Annotated in this window: 12 protein-coding genes; 6 read left to right on the forward strand and 6 right to left on the reverse strand. The window is 56.9% G+C overall.

The genetic code is table 11. From position 1 onward, the window contains the following. Positions 1-262: 262 nt before the first annotated feature. The 5 genes from hofQ to AC0TNG_RS08745 are packed head-to-tail and all read right to left on the reverse strand — an operon-like array spanning position 263 to position 3,533. Positions 263-1,501: a DNA uptake porin HofQ gene (gene hofQ, locus AC0TNG_RS08725; protein ID WP_473712956.1), complete on the reverse strand. Its 1,239-nt coding sequence runs from the start codon at positions 1,499-1,501 to the stop codon at positions 263-265. After that, positions 1,413-1,817 (reverse strand): HofP DNA utilization family protein, encoded by a 405-nt coding sequence (locus tag AC0TNG_RS08730; protein ID WP_032645261.1) that lies wholly within the window; start codon positions 1,815-1,817, stop codon positions 1,413-1,415. Before AC0TNG_RS08730 ends, hofQ begins: the two co-directional genes overlap by 89 nt. Continuing rightward, a complete protein-coding gene (locus AC0TNG_RS08735) occupies positions 1,807-2,262 on the reverse strand; it encodes a HofO family protein (protein ID WP_032645260.1) in 456 nt (151 codons plus the stop codon). The genes AC0TNG_RS08730 and AC0TNG_RS08735 overlap by 11 nt, the downstream gene beginning before the upstream one ends. Before the next feature lie 3 nt (positions 2,263-2,265). Beyond that, the gene (locus AC0TNG_RS08740; protein ID WP_032648332.1) at positions 2,266-2,760 is read right to left on the reverse strand and encodes a PilN domain-containing protein; all 495 of its coding nucleotides are present in this window, start codon (positions 2,758-2,760) and stop codon (positions 2,266-2,268) included. Further along, complete coding sequence (locus tag AC0TNG_RS08745; RefSeq protein WP_473712959.1) at positions 2,757-3,533, reverse strand: DNA utilization protein HofM; 777 nt, start codon at positions 3,531-3,533, stop codon at positions 2,757-2,759. The genes AC0TNG_RS08740 and AC0TNG_RS08745 overlap by 4 nt, the downstream gene beginning before the upstream one ends. A 120-nt stretch (positions 3,534-3,653) precedes the next feature. On the opposite strand from AC0TNG_RS08745, the gene mrcA reads away from it, so the two are divergent. Beyond that, complete coding sequence (mrcA, locus tag AC0TNG_RS08750; protein WP_473712960.1) at positions 3,654-6,206, forward strand: peptidoglycan glycosyltransferase/peptidoglycan DD-transpeptidase MrcA; 2,553 nt, start codon at positions 3,654-3,656, stop codon at positions 6,204-6,206. Positions 6,207-6,286: 80 nt separating this feature from the next. On the opposite strand, the gene nudE is transcribed toward mrcA, so the two are convergent. Beyond that, positions 6,287-6,847 (reverse strand): ADP compounds hydrolase NudE, encoded by a 561-nt coding sequence (gene nudE, locus AC0TNG_RS08755; RefSeq protein ID WP_023333707.1) that lies wholly within the window; start codon positions 6,845-6,847, stop codon positions 6,287-6,289. A gap of 321 nt (positions 6,848-7,168) precedes the next feature. On the opposite strand from nudE, the gene AC0TNG_RS08760 reads away from it, so the two are divergent. The 5 genes from AC0TNG_RS08760 to pckA all read left to right on the forward strand — a co-directional run bounded on the left by AC0TNG_RS08760 (position 7,169) and on the right by pckA (position 13,334). Next, complete coding sequence (locus tag AC0TNG_RS08760) at positions 7,169-9,304, forward strand: intracellular growth attenuator family protein (protein ID WP_473701811.1); 2,136 nt, start codon at positions 7,169-7,171, stop codon at positions 9,302-9,304. Positions 9,305-9,371: 67 nt separating this feature from the next. Next, a complete protein-coding gene (yrfG, locus tag AC0TNG_RS08765; protein WP_045330459.1) occupies positions 9,372-10,055 on the forward strand; it encodes a GMP/IMP nucleotidase in 684 nt (227 codons plus the stop codon). Beyond that, positions 10,052-10,453: a ribosome-associated heat shock protein Hsp15 gene (gene hslR, locus AC0TNG_RS08770; RefSeq protein WP_023333710.1), complete on the forward strand. Its 402-nt coding sequence runs from the start codon at positions 10,052-10,054 to the stop codon at positions 10,451-10,453. Before yrfG ends, hslR begins: the two co-directional genes overlap by 4 nt. A 17-nt stretch (positions 10,454-10,470) precedes the next feature. Beyond that, complete coding sequence (gene hslO, locus AC0TNG_RS08775; RefSeq protein WP_161495995.1) at positions 10,471-11,355, forward strand: Hsp33 family molecular chaperone HslO; 885 nt, start codon at positions 10,471-10,473, stop codon at positions 11,353-11,355. 359 nt (positions 11,356-11,714) lie between these two features. Further along, complete coding sequence (gene pckA, locus AC0TNG_RS08780; protein WP_023309493.1) at positions 11,715-13,334, forward strand: phosphoenolpyruvate carboxykinase (ATP); 1,620 nt, start codon at positions 11,715-11,717, stop codon at positions 13,332-13,334. The last annotated feature ends 26 nt before the right edge of the window (positions 13,335-13,360 follow it).

Consider the following 13,360-nt stretch of genomic DNA (forward strand, 5'->3'; position numbering starts at 1 on the left):
CGTTAATGGTAATCCCCGCTGCGCAGACACCCGGCGTAGCAGGACATGAACTGAAACCTCATATGCAATAGAGCGAGAGTCAGACTAAAAATTATCTCAATACTCCGGCTTGTTTGGCAACTGATTAAATCACCGCGCCGGGCGCATATGGTAATAAGACGTAAGTCCAACTCAAATCGGTACTCCTTGTATGCTAATTCATGCCCCACGTCAAACATCTGCAACAAACTGAATGCAAATTCATTGCGGGGATCGTTACCCGTCAGCGAATACCGACCAGACGTGGTGTAATAAACACCACTAACTCACGCCGTTCGTTGTCTTTCCCGTCATGGCGAAAAAGCTGACCAATCCAGGGGATTTTTCCCAGCCCCGGCACGCTGTCACTGCCGGTTTTGTTCTTCTGCGAAAAAATTCCGCCCAACGCCAGCGTTTCTCCACTTTTTACCTCCACCTGGGTTTCTATCTCCTGTTTGTCAATCGCCAGCGTTTCGCCGTCCGCCTGCTGCAGAACCTGTCCCGGCATATTTTCGCTGATGTGCAATTTCAGGCGCACGCGCCCTCCCGGTAACACCACCGGCGTGACCTCCATCCCTAATACCGCTTCCTTAAACTCAACGGAGGTGGCGCCGCTTTCACCGCTTGAGACCTGATACGGGATCTCACTCCCCTGCTTGATACTGGCCGGCTGCATATGCGAGGCCAGCAGCCGCGGGCTGGCGATGATATCGACCTGCTGTTTTTGCTCCAGCGCAGAGAGCTCCAGATCCAGCAGCCGACCATTGATCCGTCCGATGTTAAAACCCACGTGGCTGGTGGCGCTGGCGACGGAAAGATCGCTGCCAAGCGTGGTGAACTGGCCAACCTTGCCCGCGTCGGTGGCGTCGGCGAGATTCCACTTCACTCCCAGCTCACGCAGGCTTTTTTCATTAATGGTCACAATGTGCGCCGCCAGCTCGATCTGTTCGACGGGAATATCCATCTGAGCGGCCCAGCGCTGCAGCGTCTCCACCACCGTCTGGTTATCCCGGATCAGCAGGCGGTTGGTGCGTTTGTCGACGGATAAACTCCCCTTCGGGCTCAGGAGTTTTTCCGCGGCTTTTTGCAGCTCTCCGGCATCGGCATAGGAAAAAGGGATAGTGTGAGACACCAGCGGCGCATCAAGCTGTCGACGCGCCCGCTCCTGTTCTGAACGTTCCTGCTGTTCACGCTGCCAGGCGGCGGTATGCACGTAAAAAATGCCCGCGTCCTCGCGCAGGACAAGTCCGGCACTGGAGACTACCGTCCGTAACGCCTGCCGCCAGGGGACGCGCATCAGGTTGAGCGAAATCGTGCCGTTGACATCAGGCGAGACCACCAGATTACGGTTCTCCTGTGCGACCAGGGCCTGTAACACCTGGACCACAGGAACGTCATCCACCACCAGCGTGACCGGTTTTGGCGCGGCGGCCCACAGCGGATGGCTGAACGCCAGCAGCCACAGCATTATCCGTAAATTCATTCTTATCCGTTCCTTCTCGTTGCCACGTCCATTTTTCTGGTTCACATGTGTCACCCACATCAACAACCAGTTCCGTTGCATTGATGGCTGTTATCGTCCAGCCTGCCGGGAAGCGCTCATGCGTTTTCAGCCGGTACCAGCGCTTTTGCCCATCCTGTAAAATGCCGATAGCCTGCTGTCCTCCCACCATGCCGCGATAGTGCCACTGCGCCAGCTCGCCAATGGCGCAGGGATCGTCCGGGGGGTGAAACGGATCGCGCATGCCGGTCAATAGCAGCGCTGAGCAAACCAGCAAATATCGCGCGCTATTTCGCATGTGCCAGCTCCAGCCGCAGGCGCAACGCCGTGCCTTGTGGCACAATCGCAAAAGCGGCGATCTGCACATCCCGCTGCGCCAGCCGGGAAAAAAGCGCCGGAAGCGCCTGCCACTCAACCTCCAGCATCAGTTCCCCTCCGTTCTGCAGCGGCTTCCAGTGAATCAGCGTCGTGTTATCACCCTGAAAATCGAGCGGGGAAAAAGATATCAATTCCCGTGATTCCGGCGTTTCAGGACGAAACGGCACCTTTCTGACGGCAGGCCATAACGCTGCGTTAGCTCTCGTGTCCTGAATCAGCTGGCGCTGTCGTTCAGCACACTGCCTGTCTACCGGTCTGAGCAAGGTACCCCACGCGGCCAGTCCTGCCAGGAGACTCCCCAGACACCAGAAGAGCACCCGATACCAGGGACGGCTTTCGCACCAGCGTTCTAACAGGGTATCCACGCGTTACCCCTCGCTTTTAAGCTGAAGCGTGAACATCCAGCGCCCCTGGCTGTCCCGCCGAAGCTCACCCGCCGTCCCGGGCGTAAAACCCGCTATTTGGCCAAGCGCATCGCGCAGAGCAGACAGGGCCGGCAGGGTTATGGCATACCCGCTCAGCATCAGAGCAGGAGGCTGATAGCGCAGCTCTGTCAGCCAGACCTGTGCCGGAATGGTGCGGGAAAGGGCTTCCAGCACCGGTTGCCATGCACGTCGTTGAATTTCCTGCGCTGGCAGCTGCGCCTGTGAGGCGAGTCTCTGCCGGGAGAGAAGCACATGCTGCACGGCCTGCATGCCCGTCAGATCCGTTTGCAGAGCGTGCAGCCTCATAAGAGGGTTCATCCGCAGACAGAAAATGGCCATGAAGATTAACAGTACGGTGCCGACACACATTGCGCCCCAGAAACGCAGGCATCGCGCGCGTCGCTGCTGACGCCAGGGCAGAAAGTTCATGATGCTCATCCGGGCACCTCGCTCATGGCCAGCGCCAGCGCTACGGTATAATCAGCGCCGCAGTCCGGCAGCGGGGCATGGCAGCGCTCGAGGATTTCCCACGGGTCACGTCGGCTATCAAACAGCGCGATGTCATCCGGACCAAGCGCCAGCAGTGCCGACAGCTCAGCCACATTGTCTGCTTCTGTGGTAAAGCGTCGTCCCCACTGGTGGCGCATTGCCCAGAGCCACTGCCGCTCGTCCCGCCAGGCGATGCACGTCGCTGGTGTCACCGCAGGAAGAAGATTCGCCAGAGCGCTGGCATCCGGCGTAATGGTCATCAGCCGCAAACGCAGCGTCTTCGCCAGCGCCAGAAGGGTGTCGACCTCGTTGTTTTGTGCGGCTGTCACCTGAAAGGTATTGCTGAACGTATCCTGCACGTAATCGAAACAGAGCGTATCGGCAGACATCTCCAGTTCGCGGGCGAGCGCGGCGCCAAGCCATGAGAGCTGCTCGCTGTCGCGCAGCGCAACGGTCGGGCGGGCAAGCGACCGCTGCAGGGTGCGGGCTGTCGGGAAAGAGAGGAACGCCCGGTGGTAGTGCGGCAGCGTTTTTCGCCAGTCGCGTAACGCATCAACCAGCTGTTCTGGCTGATAAATTTTGCCGTCACGAATGATGCCTTCAGCCAGCGGGATTGCCCACCAGCGCCGCAAACACCAGCCGGACTTCTCCCGGGCCAGTGCGACGATCAGTACCCTATCCTGTTGAATATGAATGCCCGTTTGCCATGTTTTGAAAGCCATGCTTCACGATCTCCTTATCGCCCGTCACCCTGACGGCTATATCAATGAATCAGGCTTGCCTTTATACTACCGCGCGATTGTTTAGAAACTGCCCAAGTGAAACCAAATGGGAAATCTCCGGTGAAGTTCGTAAAGTATTTATTCATCCTTGCAGTCTGTTGCATTCTGCTGGGAGCAGGCTCGATTTACGGTTTGTACAAATATATTGAGCCACAGCTACCTGATGTCGCCACGCTTCGCGATGTGCGACTCCAGATCCCGATGCAAGTCTATAGCGCCGATGGCGAGCTCATGGCGCAGTATGGCGAGAAGCGTCGTATTCCGCTGACCTTAAACCAAATTCCCCCCGTGATGGTGAAAGCCTTTATCGCCACGGAGGACAGCCGTTTTTACGAGCACCACGGTGTCGATCCTGTGGGGATTTTCCGCGCCGCGAGCATTGCGCTGTTCTCTGGTCACGCCTCTCAGGGAGCGAGTACCATTACGCAGCAGCTGGCGCGTAACTTCTTCCTCAGCCCTGAAAAGACGCTGATACGTAAGATCAAAGAGGTGTTCCTTGCGATCCGTATTGAACAGCTGCTGAGCAAAGACGAAATCCTTGAGCTGTACCTCAACAAAATCTACCTGGGCTACCGCGCTTATGGCGTGGGGGCTGCCGCACAGGTGTACTTCGGTAAGCCTGTTGAGCAACTCACCTTAAGCGAAATGGCAACCATTGCCGGTCTGCCAAAAGCGCCGTCCACGTTTAACCCGCTCTACTCGCTCGATCGCGCCACCGCGCGTCGGAACGTCGTCCTGTCACGTATGCTGAGCGAAGGCTACATCAGCCAGAGCGAGTACGAGCAGGCGCGTAACGATGTCATTGACGCTAACTACCACGCCCCTGAGATCGCCTTCGCCTCCCCTTACCTGACCGAGATGGTTCGCCAGGAGATGGTGAATCGTTATGGCGACAAGGCCTATGAAGATGGCTATCGCGTGTACACCACCGTCACCCGTAAAGTGCAGCAGGCGGCGCAGGAAGCGGTACGCAACAACGTGATGGACTACGATATGCGTCACGGTTATCGCGGCCCGTCAAACGTGCTGTGGAAAGTGGGCGAAAGCGCGTGGGACAGCAAAAAAATCACCAGTACGCTGAAGGCGTTGCCAACCTATGGCCCGCTCCTTCCTGCCGTGGTGACGCAGGCCGATCCCCAGGAAGCCGTTGCAACGCTCGCGGACGGAACCTCCGTCTCCCTGCGTATAGACGGTATCCGCTGGGCGCGTCCGTACCGCTCGGATACGCTGCAGGGCGCAACGCCGCGTAAAGTGACCGATGCGGTACAAACCGGGCAGCAAATCTGGGTGCGCAAGGTAGGTGAATCCTGGTGGCTGGCGCAGGTGCCGGACGTCAACTCGGCCCTGGTCTCTATCAACCCGCAGAACGGCGCCATCCTGGCCCTGGTCGGCGGGTTTGATTTCAACCAGAGCAAATTTAACCGCGCCACCCAGGCGCTGCGCCAGGTCGGTTCCAATATCAAACCGTTCCTCTACACGGCAGCGATGGATAAGGGCTTGACCCTCGCCAGCATCCTGAACGACGTGCCAATTTCCCGCTGGGATGCCGGTGCCGGTTCCGACTGGCAGCCGAAGAACTCCCCTGCGGAGTATGCCGGTCCTATTCGTCTTCGTCAGGGCCTGGGACAGTCGAAAAACGTGGTGATGGTGCGTGCCATGCGCGCGATGGGCGTCGACTATGCCGCAGAGTATCTGCAGCGCTTCGGCTTCCCGGCGCAGAATATCGTTCGCACCGAGTCGCTGGCGTTGGGCTCAGCCTCCTTTACGCCGCTTCAGGTTGCACGCGGGTACTCGGTGATGGCCAACGGCGGCTTCCTGATTGATCCGTACTTCATCAGCAAGATCGAGAACGACCAGGGCGGCGTGCTGTTTGAAGCGAAGCCGAAAATTGCCTGCCCTGACTGCGATATTCCAGTCATTTATGGCAATACGCCGAAATCCGACGTGCTTGAAAACAAGGACATGGAAGACCCGGCCGTGTCGCAGGAGCAGCAGAACGGCGTTGTGCCGCAGCCGCAGCTGGAACAGGCGAACCAGGCGCTGGTGGCGCAGACCGGTGCGCAGCAGTATGCCCCGCATGTGATCAACACGCCGCTGTCGTTCCTGATCAAAAGCGCGCTGAACACCAACATCTTCGGTGAACCGGGCTGGCAGGGTACCGGCTGGCGTGCAGGACGTGATTTGCAGCGCCATGATATCGGCGGTAAAACGGGGACAACCAACAGCTCGAAAGACGCGTGGTTCTCCGGTTACGGGCCGGGCGTGGTGACATCGGTCTGGATCGGCTTCGACGATCACCGCCGCGACTTAGGTCGTACCACGGCCTCCGGCGCGATTAAAGATCAGATTTCCGGCTACGAAGGCGGAGCGAAGAGCGCGCAACCAGCCTGGGACGCCTATATGAAGTTCGTTCTTGAAGGCGTGCCGGAGCAGCCGCTGACGCCACCGCCAGGTGTGGTGACGGTCAATATCGACCGCAGTACGGGTCAGCTCGCCAACGGCGGTAACAGTCGCGAAGAGTATTTCATTGAGGGCACCCAGCCAACCACACAGGCGGTGCACGAGGTGGGTACAGAGATCATTGACAACGGCGAAACGCACGAGCTGTTCTAAACATAAAAATGCCCGGTAAAAACCGGGCAAAGCATCGTAGGCCGGGTAAGGCGAAGCCGTCACCCGGCTTTTTTTATGGCCTACAGCCGCCCCTGCCCCTTCAGCCACTCCCGAACCAGGAACAGCGCGCTCACGTTGCGAGCCTCGTTAAAGTCAGGGTCTTCCAGCAGGTCCATCAGATGCGCCAGCGGCCAGCGAACCTGCGGCAGCGGCTCCGGCTCATCCCCTTCGAGCGATTCAGGATAGAGATCTTCAGCGACCACAATATTCATTTTGCTGGAAAAATAAGACGGCGCCATGCTCAGTTTTTTCAGGAATGAAAGCTCATTCGCCCCGAAACCGACCTCTTCTTTCAGCTCGCGGTTTGCCGCTTCAAAGACGGTTTCACCCGGATCGATAAGCCCTTTCGAGAACCCAAGCTCGTAAGATTCCGTTCCCACAGCGTATTCGCGGATCAAAATCAGATGATCGTCGATAATGGGAATAATCATCACCGCTTCGCGCGACGAGGGGCGCATACGTTCATAAACGCGACGCACACCGTTGCTGAACTCCAGGTCCACACTTTCAACATTAAACAGCCGCGATTTGGCGACAGTTTCAACATTCAGAATGGTGGGTTTTTGTAGTGGTTTGCTCATCGTGATGGGTCTTAGCAGTGAGAACTGGGGTTATTGTGCGATACGCCGCACGGTTTCGGCAATGTCAATTGTTCTGTATTTACATTTGTGCAACGTAGCAGGAATCAATCCTCAATTCAAAACAAATGTCAAGAGGTTGAAATGTTTCCAGGAATTTGCTGATATCGCGCCATAACAGGCTTTGCTATCATCACCGGTCACTGGGATGCGCTTCAGAATGCTCAAGTTCGACTCCATACTTGCCGATAGCCAACCACAGACACTCATTCAATGTAAAGGTGCTACTGACTACACCTGTAAGATAAGTAAGATGGGGAAAGCATGAGCACCATTTTGATTGTTCTCGCTGCTATGCTGGCCGGCGCATTGGTTGCAGGGTGGATGTACAGGCGCCGCGTACAGCGCCGTTATCGTCTGCCCTTTTTAAATGCATTTGCGGGCGCGACCACGCGTAAACTCACGCAAGACGAGCGCGATGCAGTTGAAAACTATCTCGAAATCCTGAACCGTTCTCAGCTCACGCCTGGGCCAACGGGAGCTACCGCCGCACCCGTCGCGCTAAAGCTCAATGCGCAAAGTGATACCGTGCTCTGCGTGACGCGCTCCATCACGCGCTATGGCATCACCACTGATGACCCCAACAAATGGCGCTATTACCTGGATTCCGTCGAAGTGCATCTCCCTCCGTCCTGGGAGCAATACATTAATGACGAAAACAGCGTTGAGCTGATTCACACCGATTCGTTGCCCCTGGTTATCTCGCTTAACGGCCACACGCTGAATGAATACCTTCAGGAAGCCCCGCGTTTTGCGCTGGAACGTGCGAGTTCAACGCAGGCTTCCATTCGTGGCGAAGAGACTGAGCAGATCGAACTGCTGAATATTCGCCAGGAGACGCATGAAGAGTACGCCCTGAGCCGCCCGGACGGCATTCGTGAAGCGCTTCTGATCGTCTCCGCCTTCCTGCTCTTTTTTGTCTGCCTGCTGACGCCGGATGTGTTTGTCCCCTGGCTGGCGGGAGGCGCGGTGCTGCTGCTGGCGGCCGGGCTTTGGGGTCTCTTTGCCCCACCGGCCAAAACCTCGTTGCGTGAGATCCACTGCCTGCGCGGTACGCCAAAGCGCTGGGGCCTGTTCGGTGAAAACGATCAGGAACATCTCAATAATATTTCGCTCGGTATTATCGACCTGATCTACCCGCGCCACTGGCAACCGTGGATTGCGCAGGACCTGGGTCAGAAAACCGATATTGATATTTACCTTGACCGACATGTTGTGCGTCAGGGGCGCTTCTTGTCCCTGCATGATGAAGTGAAAAATTTCCCGCTTCAGCACTGGCTTCGCAGCACGGTCATTGCCGGAGGCGCGGCGCTGGTCTTAGTCATGCTGCTGCTTTTCGTGCCGCTGGATATGCCCATCAAATTCACCCTGTCGTGGATCAAAGGGGCGCAAACCATCGAAGCGACCAGCGTCAACAAGCTGGATGAAGCCGGTGTGCGCGTGGGGGACACGCTGCGCCTGAAGGGTACCGGGATGTGTAATATTCACACCCCGGGGGCGTGGAACACCCGCCAGAATTCGCCGTTTATGCCGTTCGACTGCTCGCAAATTATCTGGAACGACGCGCCGCCGCTGCCGCTGCCGGAATCCGAAGTGGTGAATAAAGCCACGGCCCTTACCCAGACGGTGAACCGCCAGCTGCACCCGAAAACGGACGATGACTCGCGCGTCAGCCCCGCGCTGCGCTCGGCCATTCAGAAATCAGGCATGGTTCTGCTGGATGATTTTGGTGACATCGTCCTGAAAACGCAGGATTTATGCTCCTCTCAGGATGAGTGTATACGTCTTAAAAACGCCCTGGTAAACCTGGGTAACAGTAAAGACTGGGACTCGCTGGTGAAACGCGCCGAAGCGGGACGACTGGACGGTGTTAACGTGCTGCTGCGTCCGGTGAGCGCTGAATCGCTGGATAACCTGGTCGCCACCTCCACCTCGCCGTTCATGATGCGCGAGACCACCCGTGCGGCTCAGGCGCTGAACAGCCCGGCACCGGGCGGGTTTGTGATCGTCAGCGATGAAGGCAGCGACCTGGTCGATCAGCCTTACCCGCAGGTTGCGCTTTATGACTACCCGGCGCAGGAGCAGTGGAGCCAATTCCAGCGCCTGGCACAGATGCTGATGCAAACGCCGTTCAGCGCCGAAGGGATTGTCACAAGCCTGTACACCGATGCCAACGGCACTCGCCATATCGGCCTGCACCGGATGCCGGATAGCGCAGGGCTGTGGCGTTACGTTGGCACCTCTTTGCTGATGACCGTGATGCTGATTGCCATTTTCTGGAACGGTTTTATGGCCCTGCGCCGCTACCAGCGCTCGCGCACCCGGCTTGCCGACATCCAGCAGTATTATGAAAACTGCCTCAATCCTAAGCTGATCCCCTCGTCTGAGAGCCTGATCTGATAACGTCGTTGCGCGACAAGATGTGCTACCCTGTCGCGCACGTTTCTTCTGGCTGGAGTTCCCCCTTATGCACCTTGATATCGCCTGGCAGGAGGTTGATACCGTTCTGCTGGATATGGACGGCACGCTGCTCGATCTCGCCTTTGATAACTATTTCTGGCAAACGCTGGTTCCTGAAACCTATGGCGAGCAGCAGGGGATCTCCCCGGCAGAAGCGCAGGCATTCATTCGTTCGCAATATAGCGCGGTCCAACATACGCTAAACTGGTACTGTCTTGACTACTGGAGCGAACGCCTCGGTCTGGATATTTGTGCCATGACCACCGCCCAGGGTCCACGCGCCGTATTGCGCGAGGATACGGTTCCGTTCCTGGATGCGCTGAAAGCAAGCGGCAAGCGCCGTATTTTACTGACCAACGCGCATCCACATAATCTGGCGGTGAAGCTGGAGCATACGGGTCTGGCGTCGCACCTTGATTTATTACTTTCCACCCACACATTTGGTTATCCGAAAGAGGATCAGCGGTTGTGGCATGCGGTGAAGGAAGAGACGGGTTTGCAGCCAGAACGTACGCTGTTCATTGATGACAGCGAGCCCATTCTGGATTCCGCGGCAAAGTTTGGCATCCGCTACTGTTTGGGCGTTACCAATCCTGACTCTGGCCTGGCTGAAAAAAGCTATCTGCGCCACCCTGGACTGAACGACTATCGCCAGATGATCCCCTCACTGACCGTGAAGGAGACGCCATGAAAGAAAAACCCTCTGACGGGGTAAGACTGGATAAATGGCTGTGGGCGGCGCGTTTTTATAAAACGCGCGCCCTTGCCCGCGAGATGGTTGACGGCGGAAAAGTGCATTACAACGGCCAGCGCAGCAAACCGAGCAAGCTGGTTGAGCTGAATGCCACCTTAACGCTGCGTCAGGGCAACGATGAACGTACGGTAGTGATTAAAGCCATTACCGAACAACGTCGACCCGCAACGGAAGCCGTACTGCTTTATGAAGAGACGGCGGAGAGCATTGAAAAGCGCGAGAAGACCGCGCTGGCGCGCAAAATGAACGCGCTGACGATGCCTCACCCGGACCGGCGACCGGATAAAAAAGAGCGCCGCGACCTGATGAAATTTAAACACGGTGAGACTGAATAACCTCACCCGCACGAGAGATGAAAATGGCCCAACACGACCAATTACACCGCTATCTGTTTGAACAATTCGCCGTGCGCGGCGAGCTGGTCACCGTATCTGAAACCTGGAAACAGATTCTGGAAAACCACAACTACCCGCTGCCGGTGAAGACCCTGTTGGGCGAACTGCTGGTTGCCACCAGCCTGCTGACGGCGACGCTGAAGTTTGCCGGTGATATCACCGTGCAGCTGCAGGGTGACGGCCCGATGACGCTGGCGGTCATCAACGGCAATAACCAGCAGCAGATGCGCGGCGTCGCGCGCGTTCAGGGCGACGTGCCTGAAAATGCAGACCTCAAAACGCTGGTGGGTAATGGCTACCTGGTGATCACCATCTCCCCTGAGGAAGGTGAGCGCTATCAGGGCGTGGTGGGTCTGGAAGGCGATACCCTGGCGGCCTGCCTGGAAGATTACTTCATGCGTTCTGAACAGCTGCCGACGCGCCTGTTCATCCGCACCGGTGAAGTGGACGGTCAGCCTGCTGCGGGCGGTATGCTGCTGCAGGTTCTGCCTGCGCAGGACGCACAGACCAATGACTTTGAGCACCTGGCGACGCTGACAGAAACCATCAAAGCGGAAGAGTTGTTCAACCTGTCAGCGACTGACGTGCTGTGGCGTCTGTACCACGAAGAAGAAGTGACCGTTTACGACCCGCAGTCCGTGGAATTTAAGTGCACCTGCTCCCGCGAACGCTGCGCTGGCGCACTGAAAACCCTCCCGGATGAAGAGATCGACAGCATCATGGCGGAAGACGGTGAAATTGATATGCACTGTGACTACTGCGGTACGCACTATGTGTTCAATTCAATGGATATCGCAGAGATCCGCAATAACGCCTCCCCGGCAGATCCACAGGTTCACTAAACCTCTTTCCCCTCACCCTATAACCCTCTCCCCTTTGAGGAGAGGGCTGGGGTGAGGGTAAAAACTCCACCCAAGCTGAATCGTTTTCCCTGTGTAACTCTTACGTAATTTTCTTACGTGTATGCGATTACATTCACATTCCTTCCGATAAAATCACCAGTCTTTAACCTTTTCGGAACATTTTCCCCACCCAAAAAGCGATTCCTGCGATAATCCGCCTGCGCTGTGACTGGAGTCGCAGCGTTTTCCGTTAGTAAGGGTTTTGTCCAGATGCATGAATCTATGAGCCCCGTCGCGGTAAACAACCCCAGAAAAACCCTACAATTTCAGGCAGTACATATTGGCTAAGGAGCAGTGATATGCGTGTTACTGGTTTAACCCCGCAAGATCTCAAGGCTTATGGTATTCACGACGTCCAGGAAATCGTCTACAACCCCGACTACGATACGCTGTATCAGGAAGAGCTCAATCCAGCACTGGAAGGATACGAGCGTGGTGTGTTGACGAATCTTGGTGCTATCGCCGTCGATACCGGTATCTTTACCGGTCGTTCGCCGAAAGATAAGTATATCGTCCGAGACGAAACCACCCGCGATACGCTGTGGTGGGCTGACAAGGGCAAAGGGAAGAACGACAACAAACCGCTCTCTCCGGAAACCTGGCAGCACCTGAAAGGGCTCGTCACCCATCAACTTTCCGGCAAGCGTTTGTTTATTGTCGACGCTTTCTGCGGCGCTAACGCCGACACCCGTCTCTCCGTACGTTTTATCACCGAAGTGGCCTGGCAGGCGCATTTCGTGAAAAACATGTTTATTCGTCCAACCGACGAAGAGCTGCAGGACTTCACCCCTGATTTCATCGTGATGAACGGCGCGAAATGCACCAACCCACAGTGGAAAGAGCAGGGTCTGAACTCCGAAAACTTTGTTGCCTTCAACCTGACCGAGCGTATCCAGCTGATCGGCGGTACCTGGTACGGCGGCGAAATGAAGAAAGGGATGTTCTCGGTCATGAACTACCTGCTGCCGCTGCGGGGCATCGCCTCCATGCACTGCTCGGCGAACGTCGGTGAAAAAGGCGACGTGGCGGTCTTCTTCGGCCTGTCCGGCACCGGGAAAACGACTCTGTCCACCGATCCAAAACGTCGTCTGATTGGCGATGACGAACACGGCTGGGATGACGACGGCGTATTCAACTTTGAAGGCGGCTGCTACGCGAAGACCATTCGCCTGTCTGAAGAGGCCGAGCCGGATATCTTCCACGCGATCCGTCGCGATGCGCTGCTGGAAAACGTCACCGTGCGTGCCGACGGCTCCATCGACTTCGACGATGCGTCGAAAACGGAAAACACCCGCGTCTCTTACCCGATCTACCACATCGACAATATCGTGAAGCCGGTGTCAAAAGCGGGTCATGCCACGAAGGTTATTTTCCTGACGGCGGATGCGTTCGGCGTGTTGCCTCCGGTGTCTCGCCTGACGGCCAGCCAGACGCAGTACCACTTCCTCTCCGGTTTCACCGCCAAGCTGGCGGGCACCGAGCGCGGCGTGACGGAGCCAACCCCAACCTTCTCCGCCTGCTTCGGCGCGGCCTTCCTGTCGCTGCACCCGACGCAGTACGCTGAAGTGCTGGTGAAACGCATGCAGGCATCCGGCGCGCAGGCATACCTGGTGAACACCGGCTGGAACGGTACCGGCAAACGTATCTCGATCAAAGATACCCGCGCGATTATCGACGCCATTCTGGATGGTTCTCTGGACGACGCCGAAACCTTCACGCTGCCGATGTTTGACCTGGCGATCCCAACGTCGCTGCCGGGTGTGGATACGCATATCCTCGACCCGCGCAATACGTACGGTTCGCCGGAGCAGTGGCGTGAGAAAGCGGAATCGCTGGCGAAACTGTTTATCGAGAACTTCGAGAAGTACACCGATACTCCGGCGGGTGCTGCGCTGGTGAGTGCGGGTCCAAAACTGTAGTCCATGTCGGGTGGCGGCTTCGCCTT

The organism is Enterobacter sp. PL_is514 (assembly GCF_055816715.1).

What these genes read in the sequence shown, in the direction of transcription:
- hofQ (WP_473712956.1), bottom strand. Translation starts at nt 1,501, where the DNA reads ATGAATTTACGGATAATGCTGTGGCTGCTGGCGTTCAGCCATCCGCTG.
- AC0TNG_RS08730 (WP_032645261.1), bottom strand. Translation starts at nt 1,817, where the DNA reads ATGCGAAATAGCGCGCGATATTTGCTGGTTTGCTCAGCGCTGCTATTG.
- AC0TNG_RS08740 (WP_032648332.1), bottom strand. Translation starts at nt 2,760, where the DNA reads ATGAGCATCATGAACTTTCTGCCCTGGCGTCAGCAGCGACGCGCGCGA.
- AC0TNG_RS08745 (WP_473712959.1), bottom strand. Translation starts at nt 3,533, where the DNA reads ATGGCTTTCAAAACATGGCAAACGGGCATTCATATTCAACAGGATAGG.
- nudE (WP_023333707.1), bottom strand. Translation starts at nt 6,847, where the DNA reads ATGAGCAAACCACTACAAAAACCCACCATTCTGAATGTTGAAACTGTC.
- AC0TNG_RS08760 (WP_473701811.1), top strand. Translation starts at nt 7,169, where the DNA reads ATGAGCACCATTTTGATTGTTCTCGCTGCTATGCTGGCCGGCGCATTG.
- yrfG (WP_045330459.1), top strand. Translation starts at nt 9,372, where the DNA reads ATGCACCTTGATATCGCCTGGCAGGAGGTTGATACCGTTCTGCTGGAT.
- hslR (WP_023333710.1), top strand. Translation starts at nt 10,052, where the DNA reads ATGAAAGAAAAACCCTCTGACGGGGTAAGACTGGATAAATGGCTGTGG.
- hslO (WP_161495995.1), top strand. Translation starts at nt 10,471, where the DNA reads ATGAAAATGGCCCAACACGACCAATTACACCGCTATCTGTTTGAACAA.
- pckA (WP_023309493.1), top strand. Translation starts at nt 11,715, where the DNA reads ATGCGTGTTACTGGTTTAACCCCGCAAGATCTCAAGGCTTATGGTATT.